This is a genomic window from Micromonospora sp. NPDC053740 (assembly GCF_040677775.1).
GTDB lineage: Bacteria > Actinomycetota > Actinomycetes > Mycobacteriales > Micromonosporaceae > Micromonospora > Micromonospora alfalfae.
In genome coordinates this window covers 57,953-75,850 of record NZ_JBFASO010000006.1, presented here as the reverse complement: position 1 = coordinate 75,850, position 17,898 = coordinate 57,953, and the positions used below count along the sequence as shown (strand labels likewise).

Annotated in this window: 17 protein-coding genes; 6 read left to right on the top strand and 11 right to left on the bottom strand. The window is 69.9% G+C overall.

Going from position 1 to position 17,898, the window contains the following annotated elements; translation table 11 throughout:
• Positions 1-168: 168 nt before the first annotated feature.
• The gene (locus AB0K35_RS17510; RefSeq protein WP_238669280.1) at positions 169-1,437 is read right to left on the bottom strand and encodes an Nramp family divalent metal transporter; all 1,269 of its coding nucleotides are present in this window, start codon (positions 1,435-1,437) and stop codon (positions 169-171) included.
• 266 nt (positions 1,438-1,703) lie between these two features.
• Between AB0K35_RS17510 and AB0K35_RS17505 the strand changes: the two genes are divergently transcribed.
• The 3 genes from AB0K35_RS17505 (at position 1,704) to AB0K35_RS17495 (ending at position 4,073) form a co-directional block, all read left to right on the top strand.
• Complete coding sequence (locus tag AB0K35_RS17505) at positions 1,704-2,111, top strand: GntR family transcriptional regulator (RefSeq protein ID WP_112678633.1); 408 nt, start codon at positions 1,704-1,706, stop codon at positions 2,109-2,111.
• 85 nt (positions 2,112-2,196) lie between these two features.
• Positions 2,197-3,087, top strand: a complete 891-nt coding sequence (locus AB0K35_RS17500; RefSeq protein WP_238669279.1) for an ABC transporter ATP-binding protein — start codon at positions 2,197-2,199, stop codon at positions 3,085-3,087.
• Positions 3,084-4,073, top strand: coding sequence for an ABC transporter permease (locus AB0K35_RS17495; protein WP_238669278.1), 990 nt, complete (start codon positions 3,084-3,086; stop codon positions 4,071-4,073). Before AB0K35_RS17500 ends, AB0K35_RS17495 begins: the two co-directional genes overlap by 4 nt.
• A gap of 48 nt (positions 4,074-4,121) precedes the next feature.
• Here the strand turns inward: AB0K35_RS17495 and AB0K35_RS17490 are convergent, their stop codons facing one another.
• The 8 genes from AB0K35_RS17490 to AB0K35_RS17455 form a co-directional block, all read right to left on the bottom strand.
• Complete coding sequence (locus AB0K35_RS17490; RefSeq protein ID WP_363886239.1) at positions 4,122-5,210, bottom strand: crosslink repair DNA glycosylase YcaQ family protein; 1,089 nt, start codon at positions 5,208-5,210, stop codon at positions 4,122-4,124.
• 70 nt (positions 5,211-5,280) lie between these two features.
• The gene (locus AB0K35_RS17485; protein ID WP_238669276.1) at positions 5,281-6,111 is read right to left on the bottom strand and encodes an ABC transporter permease; all 831 of its coding nucleotides are present in this window, start codon (positions 6,109-6,111) and stop codon (positions 5,281-5,283) included.
• Positions 6,108-7,076 (bottom strand): ATP-binding cassette domain-containing protein, encoded by a 969-nt coding sequence (locus tag AB0K35_RS17480; RefSeq protein ID WP_238669275.1) that lies wholly within the window; start codon positions 7,074-7,076, stop codon positions 6,108-6,110. Before AB0K35_RS17480 ends, AB0K35_RS17485 begins: the two co-directional genes overlap by 4 nt.
• A 357-nt stretch (positions 7,077-7,433) precedes the next feature.
• Complete coding sequence (locus tag AB0K35_RS17475; protein ID WP_363886235.1) at positions 7,434-8,696, bottom strand: ROK family transcriptional regulator; 1,263 nt, start codon at positions 8,694-8,696, stop codon at positions 7,434-7,436.
• Positions 8,697-8,808: 112 nt separating this feature from the next.
• The gene (locus AB0K35_RS17470) at positions 8,809-9,912 is read right to left on the bottom strand and encodes a sugar-binding protein (protein WP_238669273.1); all 1,104 of its coding nucleotides are present in this window, start codon (positions 9,910-9,912) and stop codon (positions 8,809-8,811) included.
• A 52-nt stretch (positions 9,913-9,964) separates the two neighbouring features.
• Positions 9,965-11,263, bottom strand: coding sequence for a multiple monosaccharide ABC transporter permease (mmsB, locus tag AB0K35_RS17465; RefSeq protein WP_238669272.1), 1,299 nt, complete (start codon positions 11,261-11,263; stop codon positions 9,965-9,967).
• Positions 11,260-12,807: a multiple monosaccharide ABC transporter ATP-binding protein gene (mmsA, locus tag AB0K35_RS17460; protein ID WP_363886232.1), complete on the bottom strand. Its 1,548-nt coding sequence runs from the start codon at positions 12,805-12,807 to the stop codon at positions 11,260-11,262. Before mmsA ends, mmsB begins: the two co-directional genes overlap by 4 nt.
• A gap of 534 nt (positions 12,808-13,341) precedes the next feature.
• Positions 13,342-14,517 carry a glutathione-independent formaldehyde dehydrogenase gene (locus AB0K35_RS17455; protein WP_363886230.1) on the bottom strand — a complete coding sequence of 392 codons (1,176 nt, stop codon included), beginning with the start codon at positions 14,515-14,517 and terminating at the stop codon, positions 13,342-13,344.
• Between the two features lie 134 nt (positions 14,518-14,651).
• Here AB0K35_RS17455 and AB0K35_RS17450 point away from each other — a divergent pair, with 134 nt between their 5' ends.
• Positions 14,652-15,236, top strand: a complete 585-nt coding sequence (locus AB0K35_RS17450; protein ID WP_357361176.1) for a TetR/AcrR family transcriptional regulator — start codon at positions 14,652-14,654, stop codon at positions 15,234-15,236.
• Positions 15,233-16,066, top strand: coding sequence for an alpha/beta fold hydrolase (locus AB0K35_RS17445; protein ID WP_238669268.1), 834 nt, complete (start codon positions 15,233-15,235; stop codon positions 16,064-16,066). The genes AB0K35_RS17450 and AB0K35_RS17445 overlap by 4 nt, the downstream gene beginning before the upstream one ends.
• Positions 16,067-16,170: 104 nt before the next feature.
• Here AB0K35_RS17445 and AB0K35_RS17440 read toward each other — a convergent pair whose 3' ends face one another.
• Both AB0K35_RS17440 and AB0K35_RS17435 read right to left on the bottom strand, forming a co-directional pair.
• A complete protein-coding gene (locus tag AB0K35_RS17440; RefSeq protein ID WP_357361174.1) occupies positions 16,171-16,401 on the bottom strand; it encodes a 4-oxalocrotonate tautomerase family protein in 231 nt (76 codons plus the stop codon).
• Positions 16,402-16,430: 29 nt separating this feature from the next.
• Positions 16,431-17,147, bottom strand: coding sequence for an SDR family oxidoreductase (locus AB0K35_RS17435; RefSeq protein ID WP_363886226.1), 717 nt, complete (start codon positions 17,145-17,147; stop codon positions 16,431-16,433).
• 68 nt (positions 17,148-17,215) lie between these two features.
• Between AB0K35_RS17435 and AB0K35_RS17430 the strand changes: the two genes are divergently transcribed.
• Positions 17,216-17,836, top strand: coding sequence for a TetR/AcrR family transcriptional regulator (locus tag AB0K35_RS17430; RefSeq protein ID WP_363886223.1), 621 nt, complete (start codon positions 17,216-17,218; stop codon positions 17,834-17,836).
• The last annotated feature ends 62 nt before the right edge of the window (positions 17,837-17,898 follow it).

Below are 17,898 nucleotides of genomic sequence, written 5' to 3'. Positions count from 1 at the left end.
TCATAACGATGACTCACAGGCATCACGCTCGTAGGGGTGTCCGTGCCCAGGCAGCCAGACCGGCTCAACCGGCGACACTGACCAGCCGGCTCAGCCGGCGACACTGACCAGCCGGCTCAGCCGGCGACACTGACCAGCCGGCTCAGCCGGCGACACTGACCAGCCGGCTCAGCCGGCGACGACCTGCCAGAGGAGGAACGCGTTGAGCGCGACCACCAGCACGGCCACCAGGGACGCGGCGGCGGTGGTGAGCGGATGGTTGACCAGGTTTCCCATCAGGTCGCGTCGGCGGGTGAAGGCGACCACCGGGATCAGCGCGAACGGAATGCCGAAGCTGAGGATGACCTGGGACAGCACGAGCGCCCGGGTCGGGTCGAGGCCGATGGCGAGCACGGCCAGCGCGGGCAGCAGAGTGACCAGCCGACGCAGCAGCAGCGGCACCCGCCGACGCAGGAAGCCCTGCATGATCACCTCTCCGGCGTAGGTGCCGACGCTGGTGGAGGCGAGCCCCGAGACCAGCAGCGCGACGGCGAACCCGAACGCGGCGGCGGTCCCGATGGTCTGGCCGAGCCCGGCGTGCACCCCCTCCAGGCTGTCCGCGCCACCCGGGCCGCCGCCCCGGAAGCTGGCTGCGGCGATCAGCAGCATGGCGAGGTTGACCGCGCCGGCGGCGCTCAGGGCGAGCAGCACGTCGGTGCGCTGGCCGCGGAACAGGATCCGACGCTCGGCGTCGTCGGCGGCGGGGATGCGGTCGCGGGTGAGCGCAGAGTGCACGTAGATGACGTGCGGCATGACTGTCGCGCCGAGGATGCCGGCGGCCAACAGCACGCTGTCCGTGCCCTGTAGGCGCGGCACCATGCCGGCCATGGCCGAGCCGGGATCGGAGCCGGAGGCGAGCAGGTTGGCGGCGAAGGCCAGCACGATCACTCCGAGCAGGACGGCGATGGCGACCTCGAAGGCGCGGTACCCGCGCGAGCGCAGGGCGAGCACGGCGAACGCGGCAGTGCCGATGATGATCCCGCCGGGTAGCAGGGGGATGCCGAAGAGCAGGTACAGGGCGACCGCGCCACCGATCACCTCGGCCAGGTCGGTGGCCATGGCGACAAGCTCGGCCTGTACCCACATCACCCGGTTCACCCGCCGGGGCAGGCGTTCCCGACACAGCTCGGGCAGGCTGCGCCCGGTGGCCAGACCCAGCTTCGCGGTGAGCGTCTGCACCAGCATCGCCATCAGGTTGGCCACCACCACAACCCAGACCAGCAGGTAGCCGTAGCGGGCGCCGGCGGCGGAGTTGGTGGCGAAGTTGCCGGGGTCGACGTACGCGACGGCGGCGACGAACGCCGGGCCGAGCAGGATCAACCGTCCGCGTACGCGGCCCCGGGCGCGAGCGGCCTGTAGTGGAGTCGCCCTCGACGTCGTCAGTTCGTTGGTGACCATCGAACACCTCCCGTCCACGCGGATCGCTGCCGGTCCCTTCCCCGCCGGTTGACCCTTGGGGGCCAACCGGTGGCCTGCCGGTGCCACCGGGTCGGCACCGGCGCGCCGGGCGGGACCCGATGCGCCGCCGGCCAGCACGCGGCGCGCCGAACGAGACGCGCCGTGCCCGAACAGGACCTGCCGCGCCGGGCTTGACAGCCGGTGGGTCACCGATGAAGCTGTCTATTAGTCCTACTGTCGTAGGACAACAGGAAGGATCATCGGGAGTGATCGAGTTCGTACTGGACAGCCGGTCGAAGGTGAACACCTACATGCAGCTCGTGCAGCAGGTGAAACAGGCGCTACGGGTTGGCCTGCTGACACCGGGCGACCAGTTGCCGAAGGTCCGGGACGTCGCGCAATCCCTGGCGATCAACCCGAACACGGTGCTGAAGGCGTACCGGGAGTTGGAGATCGAGGGTCTGGTCGGCGGCCGACCCGGGGTGGGCACGTTCGTCCAACGCACCCTGGCCAGCGCGTCCCTGCCCAACCAGGCCGAGTTGCGCGACGACCTGGTCGCCTGGCTGCACCGGGCGCAAGCGGCCGGCCTCACCGCAGAGGACGTCATCGCCCTGGTCGAGACGACGCTGCGCGCCACCCTCGCCGACGACGCCCCGCAGAAGGAGCCCGCGTGAGCGAGCAGACCGAACGAACCATGAGGCACCGCAAGCGCTCGCGCGACCGCGAAGCAGTGGCGTGAACGGAACGAGAGGACAAGGGATGGACATGGTCTTGGAAGCAGACCGGCTCGGCAAGCGGTACGGCAGCACCTGGGCATTGCGGGACTGCTCACTGCATCTGCCGGCCGGCCGGATCGCCGCGCTGGTCGGGCCGAACGGCGCGGGCAAGAGCACGCTGCTGCACCTGGCCGTCGGGCTGCTCAAGCCCGACGCCGGCACGGTCCGGGTGTTCGGCCGGTCCCCGTACGGCGACACGGAGGGCCTGGCCGACATCGGTTTCGTCGCCCAGGACACCCCCCTGTATCGGGACTTCACCGCGGCCGAGCTGGTCATCGCGGGCGGCAAGCTGAACAAGCGGTGGGACGCGGCGTTGGCCCGCCAACGGCTGGCGCAGCTCGGCATTCCACCGGACAAGCCGGTCGGCAAGCTCTCCGGTGGGCAACGGGCCCAGGTCGCGCTGGCTCTGGCGCTGGCGAAGCAGCCGCGGCTGCTGCTGCTCGACGAGCCGGTCGCCAGCCTCGACCCGCTGGCTCGACGGGAGTTCCTCCAGTCGCTGATGGGCAGCGTCGCGGAGTCGGGCACCACCGTCCTGCTCTCCTCGCACCTACTGGCCGACCTGGAACGGGTCTGTGACTACCTGATCGTGCTGAACGCCTCCCAGGTGCAGCTCACCGGCACGGTCGACGACCTGGTCGCCGAGCACCGGCAGCTAGTCGGGCCACGACACGACGGCGGCGTCATCGGGGGCGTCGCCGCAGTGATCCGGGCCAGCCACACCGACCGTCAGTCCACGTTGCTCGTCCGCACCGACGGTCCGGTCACCGATCCGGCCTGGACGGTCCGCGAGGTCAGCCTGGAGGACGTCGTGCTGGCCTACCTGGCCGACGGCACCACGCAGACCAGTCACAGCGAGTGGGGGGTGGCAGCATGATCTGGCTGACCTGGCGGCAACACCGCAAGCAGGCGTTCTACACCCTGCTGGGGCTCGCGGCGCTCGCCGCCCTGCTGGTGCCCATCGGCCTGGCGATGCGGCACACCTTCTCCGACCTCGGGCTGACCGACTGCGCCAGCCAACTCGCCCGCGCCGACGTGGCGCAGGCGACCCGGGAGACGTGCGATGCGGGCTATCGGCGCTTCGGCAATCAGTACGGCAACCTCAGTCTGGTGGCCGTACTGCTGATCACCCTGCCGGTGCTGGTCGGCCTCTTCTGGGGTGCGCCGCTGGTCGCCCGCGAGGTGGAGCAGGGCACGCACCGGTTCGTCTGGACCCAGGGCGTCGGCCGGACCCGCTGGGCCCTGGTGAAGTTCGGTCTGGTGAGCGGGTCCGTCCTGATCCTCGCGACGGTCTACGGGCTGGGCATGTCCTGGTGGGTCGACCCGCTCACCAAGGCCGCGCACGAGGGCCGGTTCGGCATGATCGTCTTTGATCTGCAGGGCATCGTCCCGATCGGGTACACCCTGTTCGCCGTGGCGCTGGGCGTCTTCGCTGGCACCGTCTGGAAGCGGATGCTGCCCGCCATGGGCATCACTCTCGCCGGCTACATCGGTGTACGAGCGGCGGTGGAGCTGCTGGCCCGACGGCACTATCAGCCGGCCCGCACCCAGACCTTCCCGATCGAGGGGGAAGGGCCACCGGAGGTCAGCCGGGGCGACTGGGTCCTCGCGCAGGGCGTCCGGAACCCCGACGGCACGATGATCTCGGAGGGCGGCCGGATCCAGTGCCCGCCGGGCGGGAAGGGGCCGGACGGTCGGGTCTGCGGCGCCGAGTTGGGCCTCGAACCGGGCGCGTACAACTGGCAGCTCTACCAGCCGGCGGACCGGTTCTGGCTGTTCCAGGGCATCGAGACGGGCATCTTCGTCGCCCTCGCCGTGCTCCTGCTCTACCTGGCGGTGCGCCGGATCCGCCGGATCGCCTAGCTGGGCGACGGGTGCTCGTCGGGGAGCGGGGGCCTCGGCGATCACCCGTCAGCGCAGGCCCTCGACGGTGAACGACAGCCAGGACGCCAGGTCGCGCACCTCGTCGTGCACGGCCCGGGTCACCTCCGGGGTGAAGGGCACGTCCTCGTGGACGGCGTGCACAGTGAGCGTGCCGCGCCGACGCTCGGCCGTGGCGTCCACCTTTCCGACCAGCCGATCGCCGTGCAGGATCGGCAGCGCGAAGTAGCCCCACCGTCGGGCCGCCTTGGGCTTGTACATCTCCAGCACGTACTCGTACTCGAAGAGGTCAGCGAGGCGGACCCGGTCGTGCACCAGCCTGTCGAACGGTGACAACAGCGCCGTACGCCCGATGAAGGGCTGCCCGAGTGCGGCCGGGTCCACCCGCCACTCCCCCGCGACGCCCTCGATGATCGCTGGCTCGCCGGCGTCACCGACCTCGGCCGGCTCGCCGGGCACGATCACCGCCCTCGCCCGCGCGATGCCCAGCGCCCGCAGCCGTCGCTCGTTGCGGAGCCGGCGCGCCTGCTCCAGCTCGATGACGGGCACCTCGGCCGGGTAGACCCGCTCGGCCACGTCCCAGAGCCGCTGTCGGCCCTGGCGGCCCGCGATCGCGACCTCGCCGCCTAGGACCAGGAACTCCAGCATCTGGGTGACGTTGCGGTTGTTGGTCCAGCCCGACGACGGCCAGGGCACGGCGCTCGTGTCCGGGATGTCGCGGGAGAGCAGCGGACCGGCACGGCCGAGCAAGTCGAGGACATCTCGCCGGAACGAGTCGTTGGCGCGCAGCCACTCGCGGTGGCGCTCATGACCGGGCGACGCCACCATCGCCGCGAGGAAGAGCCCCAGGTCGTCCATCGGTCGCACCATCGCCTGGTGCTCGAAGAGCGTCCGGTCCCGTTCGAGGGCCTCGCGCATCTGCGCTGGCTGGTACGACGAGCCGAGCCGGCTCCAGCAGACGAGGTCGGCGCTGGGCGCGACGGCCGCGGTCGGGTCGATCTGCACAAGGGTCAACTGGCGGACCACGGTCATCAGGTCGGTCGGACGCGGAGCGGCCAGCAGTTGGGCCCGGACGGCGATCCGCCGCGCCTGGGCCCGATCGAGTCGGTGCACACCCACGCCGGTGAGCCTAACGACGACCACCGACACCGATCGGGCCCAGAGGGTCAAACCGCGCGCCCGTGCGGGCTCAGCCTGCCAGCCGTCGGTACCGGGCGACCGAGAGCGGCAGGAAGACCGCGACCAGGACGAGTGGCCAGAGCACCGCCAGCAACGGGTAGTGCTGCGCCGCCCAGGAGTCGCCGCCCCAACCGGGGTTCCCGAACAGCTCACGGGTGGCGCCGACGGTCGCCGACAGCGGGTTCCACGCGGCCACCGCCCCGAGCCAGGCGGGCATGGTGGACGGTGCGACGAACGCGTTGGAGAGGAAGCCGAGCGGAAACTCCAGGGTCTGCACGGCCACCACGGCGGTCTGCCCACGGGCGACCAACCCGAGGAAGATGCCGACCCAGATCAGGGCGAAGCGCAGCAGCAGGATCAGTCCCACCGCCGCCAGCGTGGCACCGATCCCGCCGTGTGTTCGCCACCCGATTGCGAGACCGGTCAGCAGCAGGACCCCGAGGGTGACCAGCGCGAACAGCATGTCGGCCACCGCCCGGGCCGCCAGCGGCGCCAGCGGTGACACGGGCATCGATCGGAGCCGGTCGGTCACCCCGCGCTCCAGGTCCTCGGCAACGGCGATCGTGGTGAGGCTGATGCCGAAGACCATGGTCATCACGAACATGCCCGGCATCAGGAACTCTCGGTAGCTGCCACCGCCGGGCACCTGCAACGCGCCACCGAACAGGTAGGCGAACATCAACACGATCAGGATGTTGAAGCCGAGCGAGGCGATCAGTGGGCCAGGATCGCGTCGCCACCGGGCCAGGCCGCGCCAGATGAGCGTGCCGCTGTCGGCCAGGAGGGCGGGCCGGCCGGGCGTCAGATCCACCGGCGGGGCCGGCATGGTCACCGCGCTCATGCCGCCACCTCGACGGTCGCCGCGCGGTGCCCGGTGAGGTGCAGGAACACGTCGTCCAGGGTTGGGCGGCGCAGCGCGACGTCCGCCACCGGGACGTTCACGGCGTCGAGCGCCCGCAACACGTCGACGAGTGCACCGGCCTGGTGACCGACCCGGACGCTCACCATCCGCCGGTCCACGTCGACAGTCGGTTCGTCGTCGGCCGCCCGGCGGATCTGGGCAACGGCGGCGGCGAGGTCGGTCGGTGCCGCGACGACGACCTCGATGCGATCGCCGCCGAGGCGGGTCTTGAGGTCGTCCGGAGTTCCCTCGGCGATCACCCGGCCGGCCTCGACCACCGAGATCCGGTCGGCGAGTTGGTCGGCCTCGTCCAGTTGCTGGGTGGTGAGCAGCACGGTGGTGCCGGTGCGTACCAACTCCCGGACGGACTCCCACACCTCGTTGCGGCCACGCGGGTCCAGCCCGGTGGTGGGCTCGTCGAGGAAGAGGACCGCGGGGGCCAGGATCATGCCGGCCGCCAGGTCGAGCCGTCGGCGCATACCGCCGGAGTACGTGCTGACCGGCTGTTCGGCGGCGTCGGCGAGACCGAAGCGTTCCAGCAGCTCGACCGCCCGTTGACGGGCCCGGCGGCGACCCAGGTGGAACAGCCGGCCGAAGAGCACCAGATTCTGCCGGCCGCTCAGCGCCTCGTCGAGGGCGGGATGCTGCCCCACCAGCCCGATGCGGTAGCGCACCTGGTCGGGCTGGCGGGTCACGTCGAAGCCGGCCACCTCGGCGCGACCCTCGTCGAGTCGGAGCAGGGTGGAGAGGATCCGTACCGAGGTGGTCTTGCCGGCCCCGTTCGGGCCGAGCAGGCCGCACACCGTTCCCTGCGGCACCCGCAGGTCGAACCCGTCCAGCGCGTACCGGTCCCGATACCGCTTGCGCAGCCCCTGCGCCACTATCGCGTCGGCTCTTGTCGTCACAGCGCTCCCCTCCCGAAACTGTCTTCCCGCACTACCGTACAACGTACGATAGCGCGTACGGACAGACGCATGAAGGGCCGGCGATAACCGTCGCTGTCGACTGTGGATGTAGCGGCCTTGTTGCCTGGCGCTGTCCCGCCTCGGACCGGTTCGGGGCGGCCGAACGGTGCAGACGGGCGTGATCCACTCGCGTTTCATGAAGTCGGGGTGTCCCCGGCGCCCGGACGCCGCGATTTCCGTGAACCCGAGTCGATCACGTCGTGTGGCCGCCGTGTCGGGGTCCGGGGCCGGCAGGGTGGGTGGGGTCACACGCCACCCGTTCGGAGCCGGGCCGACACCGGGCGGGAAGTCGCGCGACTACGCGGGCTCGGCGGTCCCGACCTGGCCCGCGACGCCGACGTTCAACGGGTCGGCCAGGAGTTTGTCGAACGCCAACTCGGCGGCGCCGATCAGGACGGCGTCGCGGCCGAGCGCCGCCGCGCGCAACCGCAGGTGCTCGCGGGAGGCGGGCAGCGGCATGGTGTCGAGCCGGTCCCGGACCACGTCCGCACCGGCGGTGAAGATGTCGCGCAGCGAGCCACCGAACACCACGGCGTCCGGGTTGACCACGTTGACCAGGTTCGCCACGCCGAAGCCGAGCCAGTCCGCCACCTGCTCGACGGCCGCGCGGGCGGTCGGATCGCCGGCCGCCGCGGCGCGCAGCACCTCGGCCACCGCCGCGCGGTCGCTCGGGTCACGGCCGGCGTGCCGCAACAGCGCGGCTTCCGAGATCTCGGTTTCCCAGCAGCCGCGTGAACCGCAGCCGCAGGGCAGGCCATTGGGGTTGACGACCATGTGGCCGACCTTGCCGCTGTGACCCCGATGGCCGATCACCAGTCGGCCACCGACGATGATGCCGGCGCTGATGCCCAGGTCTCCGTGCAGGTAGATGAGGTCGTCGATGCCGACCGCGACGCCCCGGACGTGCTCGGCCAGGGCGGCGATGTCGGCCAGGTCTCCTGCCACGAAGCCGGGGCCGGAGCTGAACTCCGCCTCCAGCGCGGCGCCGAGCGTCTCGTCGATGCTGGCGATCCGGAGCCTGCCGTCCGGGTCGCGGGTGGTGTCGGTGACCGCGGCGGCGCCGCCGACCAGCAGCGCGTCGCCCGCCACCGCGCGTTCCATGTCGCGGACCAGGCCGGCGAGGGGCCCGACGGCTTCGATCGCCGACATGCCGCTGGGTCGGGGGATCTCCCGCAGATCGAGGATCTGCCCGCCGAGGCCGACCCGGGCGGCACGCAGCCGATCCGCGTCGATGCTCAACGCATGCGCGTAGACCCGGTCGGAGCGGGGGCTGACCACCAGCGAGGGACGGCCGGCGCGGCGAGCGGTGGTCGGCGCCTCCTCGGTGACCAGGCCGCTGGTGACCAGGTCGGCTGCGAGGGCGCCGATGGTGCTTCGGTTGAGGCCGAGCCGGCTGGTCAGCTCGGCGCGGGACGTCGGTCCGTGCAGGTGGACGTAGCGCAGCACAGCGCCGAGGTTCTGCCGCCGGATCTCCTCCTGGCTGGCGCCGGGGACCGACGGCAGCGGGGATTCGGCGTTGCGGCCGACGCCGGCTGGCCTGGCCCGTACTGGTGTCGCCACGGTCAGACCTCCTTCCGGGTCGAGGCCGGTTGGTGCGGGGGTGCAGGGACGACGATGGGTCCCGGTAGAGGAGACCCGGGACCCATCGGCGTTACTACCTACCGTGCGGTGATTACTTGGTGAGCGGCGCGAGCTTCGGGTCGGTGGCGTACGCCTCAGCCGCGTTCGCCTTGGTGACGGCGACCGGCGGGAGCAGGTACGTGTCGACGACCTTGCTGCCGTTGTTGTAGGACTTGGTGTCGTTCACCTGCGGCTTGTCGCCGGCCTGGAGAGCCTTGACCATGTTGATGGTCTCCTTCACCAGGTTGCGGGTGTCCTTGTTGATCGTCATGTACTGCTCGCCCTTGACGATCGACTTGACCGACTCAACCTCGGAGTCCTGACCGGTGACGATCGGGGTCGGCTTGCCAGCACCCTTGACCGAGGTCAGGATGGCGCGGGCCAGCGTGTCGTTCGGGGAGAGGACGCCGTCCAGCTCCTTGTTGCCGTAGGTCGAGGTCAGCAGCTGGTCCATGCGGGCCTGCGCACCCTCGGCCTTCCAGCCCTGGATGGCGGTCTGCTTGACGTCCTTCTGACCCGAGGCGACGACCACGTTGCCCTTGTCGATCTCCGGCTTGAGCACGTCCATCGCGCCGTTGAAGAAGACACCGGCGTTGTTGTCGTCCGGCGAGCCGGAGAACAGCTCGATGTTGTACGGGCCGTTCGGCTTCTTGGCCTTCATGCCGTCCAGCAGGGCCTGGCCCTGGAGCTGGCCGACCTTGAAGTTGTCGAAGGCGACGTAGTAGTCGAGGTCCGGGGTGTTCGTGATGAGCCGGTCGTAGGCGATGACCTTCACGCCGGCCGTGTGGGCCGCCGCGACCTGGGTCGACAGCTGCGCGGCGTCGGTCGCGCCGATGACGATGACCTTGGCGCCCTTGGTGACCATGGCAGTGATCTGAGCCTGCTGGTCGGCCACAGTGGTCGACGCGCCGGCGTACTGCACGTCACCCTGGAAGCCGGCCTCCTTGAGGCCGTTGCTGAACAGGTCACCGGCGAGGACCCAGTTTTCCGAGGTCTTGGCCGGCAGAGCGACACCGATCAGCGAGTTCGCCGCGAAGCCCTTGGCGTCGCCGCCCTTGGTGTCGGAGTCGCCGTCGCGGCCGGAGCCGCAGCCGGCGAGGGCCAGCATGGCGGCGGCGCTGATGGCCACCACCGACGTGCCGAAGAATTTACGCATGGTGAGGACTTGCCTTTCTAGATGGTGAGGCGGGTAGTGAGGTCGGTGGCCGTCAGCCGGACACCGCTGCCTTGGCGGGCTCGCGCTCCGCGTCCGGCGGTGAGGCGGGTGGGGCGGAATCCTCGCGGCGGAAGGGCCGCATCAGGCTCCCGATGATGGAGAAGCGCCCCTGGCTCTTGTTGTAGACGTCGATCGCGACGGCCAGCAACAGGACCAGACCCTTGATGATCTGGACGCGGTCGGTGCCGACGCCCATCAGCTGCAGGCCGTTGTTGAGCACGGCCATGACGAGACCACCGACGATGGAGCCGCTGATGGTGCCGATACCGCCGGCGACGGCAGCGCCACCGATGAAGACGGCAGCGATGGCGTCCAGTTCCCAGCCGTTGCCGTCCTGCGGCCCGGAGGCCGCCGAGCGGGCCACGAAGATCATGCCGGCCAGCGCTGCCAGGACGGACATGTTCATCATGACGAAGAAGTTGACCCGCTTGAGCTTCACACCGGACAGCTCGGCCGCCCGGGAGTTGCCGCCCACCGCGTAGATGTGCCGGCCACCGGCCGTGTTGCGGGTGTAGAAGGAGTACGCGATGACCAGGACCAGCAGGATGATGCCGGAGATCGGGAAGCTGGTGCCGACGCGACCGCTGGCGAAGCGCAGCGCCGCGAAGGCGATCACGCCGACCATGATGGCCATCCGCAGGATGGAGATCCACATGGGCGCCGGGTCGGCGTCCATGGCCCGTCGGGTCTTGCGGGACTGGATCTCGCGCCACACCACCGCCAACGCCGCGGCCAGGCCGAGCAGCAGCGTGGCGTTGTTGTAGCCGGTGTTCGGACCGAACTCGGGCAGGAAGCCTGAGCCGATCTCCCGGAAGCCCTCCGGCACCGGGACGGTGCTCGCGTTACCGATGAACTGGTTGCCGCCCCGGAAGAGCAGCATGCCCGCCAGGGTGACGATGAACGCCGGCACCCCGATGTAGGCCACCCAGAAGCCCTGCCAGGCGCCGATCGCCGCGCCGATGGCGAGGCCGAACACGATGGCAGCGGGCCAGGGAAGGTCCCACTCGGTCATCGACTTGGCCACCAGGATGCCGGCGAAGGCGGCGACCGAGCCGACCGAGAGGTCGATGTGCCCGGCCACGATCACCATGAGCATGCCGATGGCCAGAATCAGAATGTACGAGTTCTGCTGGAACAGCGCGATCAGGTTGTCCGACCGAAGGGTGAGGCCATCGGTCAGGATCTGGAACAGAACGACGATCGCCACCAGGGTGAAGATCATTCCGAACTGGCGAGCGTTGGAGGTGGTGCCTCCGAACAGGTTCTTCTGAAGGTCCTTCAATCGGCTCATCGTGTGGCCATCTTCTTCGTCGAGGTCATCTGCTTCATGAGGGTTTCCGGGGTGGCGTCCGCCCGGGCGATCTCGCCCGTGATGGCGCCTTCGAACACTGTGTAGATGCGGTCGCACAGTCCGATCAGCTCAGGCAGCTCCGAGGAGATGACGATGACGCCCTTCCCCTGGTCGGCGAGCCGCTGGATGATGCCGTAGATCTCGTACTTGGCGCCCACGTCGATGCCGCGCGTCGGCTCGTCGAGGATCAGCAGGTCCGGGTCGGTGAACATCCACTTGGCCAGCACGACCTTCTGCTGGTTGCCGCCGGAGAGCTTGGAGACGCTCTCGTCGACCGTCGGGGCCTTGGTCCGCAACTCCTTGCGGTACGACTCAGCCGCCTGGTATTCCTCGACCTCGTTCAGGACGCCGTGGTGCGAGATCTTGGACAGCTTGGCCGCCACCGTCGACGTCTTGATGTCGTCGAGCAGGTTGAGGCCGATCGCCTTGCGGTCCTCGCTGACGTAGGCGAGGCCGTTGTCGATGGCATCCGCCACCGACTTCAGGACGATCTCCTTGCCGTCCTTGATGATCGTGCCCGACTCGAACACCCCGTAGGAGCGGCCGAAGACACTCATCGCGAGTTCCGTGCGGCCTGCGCCCATGAGACCGGCGAAGCCGACGATTTCGCCGCGGCGCACCACGAAGCTCTCGTTCTTGCAGACCTGCCGCTCGGCGGAGATCGGGTGCCGGACGTTCCAGTCGCGGACCTCGAAGAAGACCTCACCGATCTTCGGCGTGTGGTCCGGGAACCGGCTGCTCAGCTCGCGGCCGACCATGCCCCGCACGATCCGGTCCTCGTCGACCCCGTCCGCCTTGACGTCGAGGGTCTCCACGGTCCGGCCGTCGCGCAGGATGGTGATCTGGTCGGCGATCGCCTCGATCTCGTTCAGCTTGTGCGAGATCATGATCGAGGTGATGCCACGGGAGCGGAACCCGCGCAGCAGGTCCAGCAGGTGCTTGGAGTCCGCCTCGTTGAGCGCCGCGGTGGGCTCGTCGAGGATGAGCAGCTTCACGTCCTTGGCGAACGCCTTGGCGATCTCGACGAGCTGCTGCTTGCCGACCCCGATGTCCTTGATCAGGGTGTCCGGGTCCTCTTCCAGACCGACCCGGGCCATCAGGTCCAGCGCCATCCGGTTCGCGGCCTTCCAGTCGATCGCGCCCCGCTTGCGCGGTTCGTTGCCGAGGAAGATGTTCTCGGCGATCGACATCCCTGGAATGAGCGCGAGCTCCTGGTGGATGATCACGATGCCGGCGTTCTCACTGGCCCGGATGTCGGAGAACTTGCTCTCCGACCCCTGGTAGATGATCTTGCCGTCGTAGGTGCCGTGGGGGTACACCCCGCTGAGCACCTTCATCAGGGTGGACTTGCCCGCGCCGTTCTCGCCGCAGATGGCATGGATCTCGCCGGCGCGAACCACCAGGTTGACGTCGGAGAGGGCCTTGACTCCGGGAAACTCCTTGGTGATGGAGCGCATCTCAAGGAGGGTGGGCACGTCGCTCATAGCTAGTACCACCTCGCCAACGTCATCGGTTGCCTCCGGAAGGTTGAACCTTCACTTGGTTTTGTTGTTGACGGCAACGTATTGCGGCCGGAGGGCCATCCGCAAGGCGAGGGACTGTTGAAAAGGTAACAATCCGGCAATATAGATGTGGCACAGTGTTCGCCTGCCACAGCGGCCACCGCAGCCCCTCCCGGCACCCCGGCTCGAGCACGGCACCCACGCCGACCTGCGACAACGCGCCGATTGACCCGTGCCGCTACCCGCAGCTTTCCCACCAGGCAAGACGCGCTGGGGAGGATCGGGCCGGTCACACAGCGCACCCGCCGTGCCATCGAGCGATGATGATCGGCACCAGGCCCAACGTCGTACGAGCGGCGCGCCCAGGGGTCTCGGACAACTGATGTGACCCACGCCTCTGCCGGCCGGACAGATCGACGGTCACCGTCACGGAGCGGCGAGCACCTGACGGCGGGTCCATGCCTTGGCGTCCGTTAAGCGCGGTTCGTGACGGCCCACCGCAGCCGCCCAGGTCCTTCAGCTCGGGTGCAGCACCGCCTTGATCACGCCGTGTTCCCGGCGGTCGAAGTGGCGATACAACTCCGGGGCGTCGGCGAGGGTGCCGTGGTGGGTGACGATCATGCTGGGCCGGGCCCGGCCCGCGACGACGAGGTCCCGCAGCAGGACCGTGTAGCGGCGGTCGTGGGTACGACCGAACCGGACGGCCACCCCCTTGCTGAACAGCGCTCCCCACGGCGCGACCACATCCTCGTGACCGTCCGCACCGGGCGCGGGGTGTGGATCCTGGTCCGGGTACACACCGGCGACCGCGATCGCGCCAGCGGCGTTGACCAGCCGGGCCGCGTCGGTGATGACCTGGTTCGGACGCTCCCGGTCGGGGTGCTCCCGGTCGCGGGCCTGGAACCCGACCGCGTCGATGACCTTGTCGACCCCGCCCAGCTTCTCCTCGCCGAGCGGCAGCCCGGTCCGGGCCCGGTCGGCGCGGATCTGCTCGACCGGGTCGCCCCGTCGGAAGTCGATCGGCACGGCGCCGATCTCGCCGGCCTTGTCGAGTCGGGCGTCGACCCCGTCGACGGAGTACACGACCCGGGCCCCTCGGAGCAGCGCCGCGTGGGCGCCGAGCAGACCGACGGTGCCGGCGCCGAACACCGCCACCGTGTCACCGGGCCCGACCTCGGCGAGGGTGGCGGCGTGCCACCCGGTGACAAACGCGTCGGCGAGCAGCACGAAGTCGTCCTCGTACCCGTCCCCCGGCTCGCCCGGCAGGGGTACACAGTTGGCGTCGGCCCACGGCACCCGCAGCAGGTCGGCCTGCGCGCCCCGGTACGGACCCATCCCCGCGTACCCGTACGCCGCGCCCGGCCCCTCGGCCCGGGCCCGCAGGCAGGCTGCGGAGAGCCCGCGGGCACACATCACGCACGTACCGCAGAACAGGTGCGTGGGGATCACCACCCGGGTGCCCGGTCGGACGGTCTGCACCGCGGCGCCCACCTCCTGCACCACGCCGAGCGGTTCGTGACCGAGCACCAGGCCGGGCTCGGCGCTGGTCCGTCCGTCGTACATGTGCAGGTCGGTGCCACACAGGGCGGTGGAGGTGATCCGCACGAGCGCGTCGGTCTCCGCCTCCAGTGTCGCGTCGGGCACCTCCCGGACCGCGACCGTCCGGACGTCCGCGTAGACGACGGCTCTCATCCCGGCTCTCCTGTTCGGCTGTGGAACGGCCGGTCTTCCCCCGACTGGGCCGTTCATGCCTGCCCGACCCAGCGGCAAGTGGCGGTGCTATCTTAGGACCCCTAAGTTTCTTCCTAGCGAAGCAAAGGTTCGATATGCCACGGCAGGGGTTGACCAGCTCGCGCGTCTCGGCCGCCGCAGCCGAGCTGGCGGATTCGGTGGGCCTGTCCCGGTTGACCGTCGCGGCCGTCGCCCGGCACTTCGGGGTCTCGGACGCCGCCCTGTACGTACACGTCCGCAGTCGCGACGCGTTGATCGAACACGTCGCGGTCCGGGCCGCGGCCACGTTCGCCGACGCGCTCGCGATAGCGGTGGCGGGGCGGGCCGGCCGCCAGGCCCTGATCGGGTTCGCCGACGCCTGGCGCGCGTTCGCCGTCGCCCATCCGGGGCAGTACGCGGCCACCCAGCTTCAGCTGCCGCCCGAGGTCGGCACAGGGTCGGCCGGGCACCTACGGATGATCGAGCTGAGCTACGCGATGCTGCGCGGGTACGGGCTCGACGAGCCGGCCCTGACCGACGCGATGCGATTCGTCCGAAGCACCTTCCACGGCTTCGCAAGCCTTGAGACGGTCGACGGTTTCGGGCATCCCCGCGCTGTCGACGCGTCGTGGCAGTCGATCCTCGACGCGGTGCACACCACGTTGAGCAACTGGCCAACCCAGAAACAGGAGCAGCGGTGAACAGCCACGATCAGACGGTCGAGTCGGCCGACGGGACCCACCTTGTGGCACGACGACTGGGCGTCGGAGACCCCGTCGTCCTGGTGCACGGCTCGGGTGGCGGGCTGCACTCCTGGGCCACCGTCGCGGAGCACCTGGCCCAGGAGCACGAGCTATGGCTGCCGGCCCGGCGCGGATACGGTCCCAGCGACGTCCCGGCCGGCACCAAGTCCTTCCGGGCCGAGACCGCCGATCTGCTCGCCGTCATCGAGGCCGCCCGGCAATCCTCGGGCCAGCCGGTCCATCTCGTCGGCGCGTCCTACGGAGCGACACTGGCGTTGCACACCGCAGTGGCTGATCCGCGCGACGTACGTTCCCTGGCCATCTTCGAGCCGCCGCTCTACGCGGCCGGGGCGCAGGTCGCGCCGCTGCTCGACCGGTACCGTGCCGCCTTCGAGCGCGACGATGCCGCCGCGATGGCAGCGGCCCTGAACGACGTGACGCGGGTTCCGGCCGAGATCGTCGCCGCGATGGCCGCCGGCGCGGGCGATCGGGTGCCCGACCCGGTCGAGGCGCGCCGCTCGGCGATCGGCTGGCTGCACGATCTGGAGGCGCTCGCGCAGGACAGCACCGACATCAGCCGGTGGTCCTCGATCGCCGTGCCGACTCTCCTGCTGGCCGGCGCGGACACCTGGGAGCCGATGCCCACCACGATGAACGCCCTCGCGAAGGCGATTCCAGCGGCAAGCTACGTCGTCTGGCCGGGTCAGTCGCACTTCGTGACGATGACGGCACCCACAATGGTCGCCGACGCGTTGCGGCAGTTCTTCGCCGAGGCCCCGCCGGTCTGACCCAACCCGCCCGAACGCCGGCGGCGGCCGGTGGCACACCGGCCGCCGCCATGGAGCCGTCCCGCTGCCGGCGCGTTGAACCCGGCCGACGGGGGGCAGCGCGTCTACTCGGGCACCTGCCGCTGCCGGAACTGCTCGACCGGGAGGCCGCCGCGACCCCAGTTCTCGGTCTCGACCTCGTCGATCACCACAAAGGTCGACGTCAACGGTTTGTTCAGGACGTCGCGCAGCAGCTCGCTCACGCCCTTGATGAGGGCGGCCTTCTCCTCGGCGGTCGCCGCGGACGTCCCCGCGGTGCTGCCCTCGCGAGTGATCTGGATGGTCACGATCGGCATCGGCTACTCCCTTCTCGGTGTGGGTGGAGTCAGTGACCGGCGTTCTGCCCGCCGTCGACGTGCAGGATCTCGCCGGTGACGAACGGAGCGGACTCGAGGTAGAGGACGGCGTCGACGACGTCGCTGGTCTCGCCCATCCGGCCGACCGGGTGCAGGCCCGCGAGCGTCTGGTGCGTCTCGACCGGGTGCATCGGGGTCTTGATGATGCCGGGCGCGACGGCGTTGACCCGTACGCCGCGCGCCGCGTACTCGATGGCCAGGGACTTGGTGGCCGAGCTGAGGCCGCCCTTGGTCAGCGACGCGAGCACCGACGGAACGTGCGAACTGGGCTGGTCGACGAAGCTGGTGGTGATGCTGACGATGTGCCCCGAACCGCCGGCCAGCAGGTGCGGCAGCACGCGTCGGGTGAGGTGGAAGAAGCCGGCGAGGTTGACCCTGGTGACAGTGTCGAACTCCTCGTCGGTGTAGTCGGTGAACGGCTTGGCGACGAAGATGCCGGCGTTGTTCACCAGGCTGTCGATCCGCCCGAAGCGGTCCAGTGCGGCACGCACCACCCGCTCGGCGGTGTCGGCCTCGGCGATGTCGCCCCGGACGGTGACGATCTCCGGGTCGTCGGACGCGCCGATCGAGCGCGAGGTCGCCACGACGCCGTACCCGAGCTTGCGGTAGGCGGCCACGAGGTCGGCGCCGATGCCCTGGGAGGCGCCGGTGATCACAACGACCTTCTGGTTCTGACTGCTGTTCATGAGGGAATCACCTTCACTAGACGACTGGTCTACTAAAAGCTAGCCGACCGGTCGTGTATCGTCGAGGCATGGGTCGAACCAGTGACGCGAAGAACAAGATCCTCGACGCGGCCGCCACGCTGATCGAGCAGCGCGGCTACACGGCGCTCGGCGTGGCCGAGATCTGCGCGGCGGCAGGCGTGCCGAAGGGCAGCTTCTACTACTTCTTCGAGTCCAAGCAGGCCCTCGCCCGCACCGTCATCGACGAGCACTGGGTCACCCAGCGACGCCAGTGGGAGCAGTTGCTCGGCAGCGAGCGCGACCCGCTACAGCGGCTCCGGGACCTGTTCGAGGCCACCGAGGAGGTCCAGCGCGTCGGCCAGCAGAAGGCCGGCGTGGTCGCGGGCTGCCTGTTCGGCAACCTCGCCCTCGAACTCAGCAACCAGGCCGAGGAGATCCGCGGTCGGCTCCAGGAGATCTTCGAGGAGCAGATCAGCCTCATCGAGCAGGTGGTCGTCGAGGCGAAGGAGCGCGGCCTGGCCGGCCCGGCGGTCGACAGCCGGGAGGCCGCCCGATCGATCGTCGCGCAGATCGAGGGGCGGGTCCTGCTCGCGAAGTTGCTCAACGACCCGACCCAGCTGGAGACGCTGTGGCGCAACTGCCTCGATCTCCTCCAGGCGCCCGCGCGGGCGCGGACCACCACCGGCTGAACGGACGGCGGTCGCTGACCGTCCACTCCGGGCACACCGCGCGGCCGCTCAGTAGCATCGAC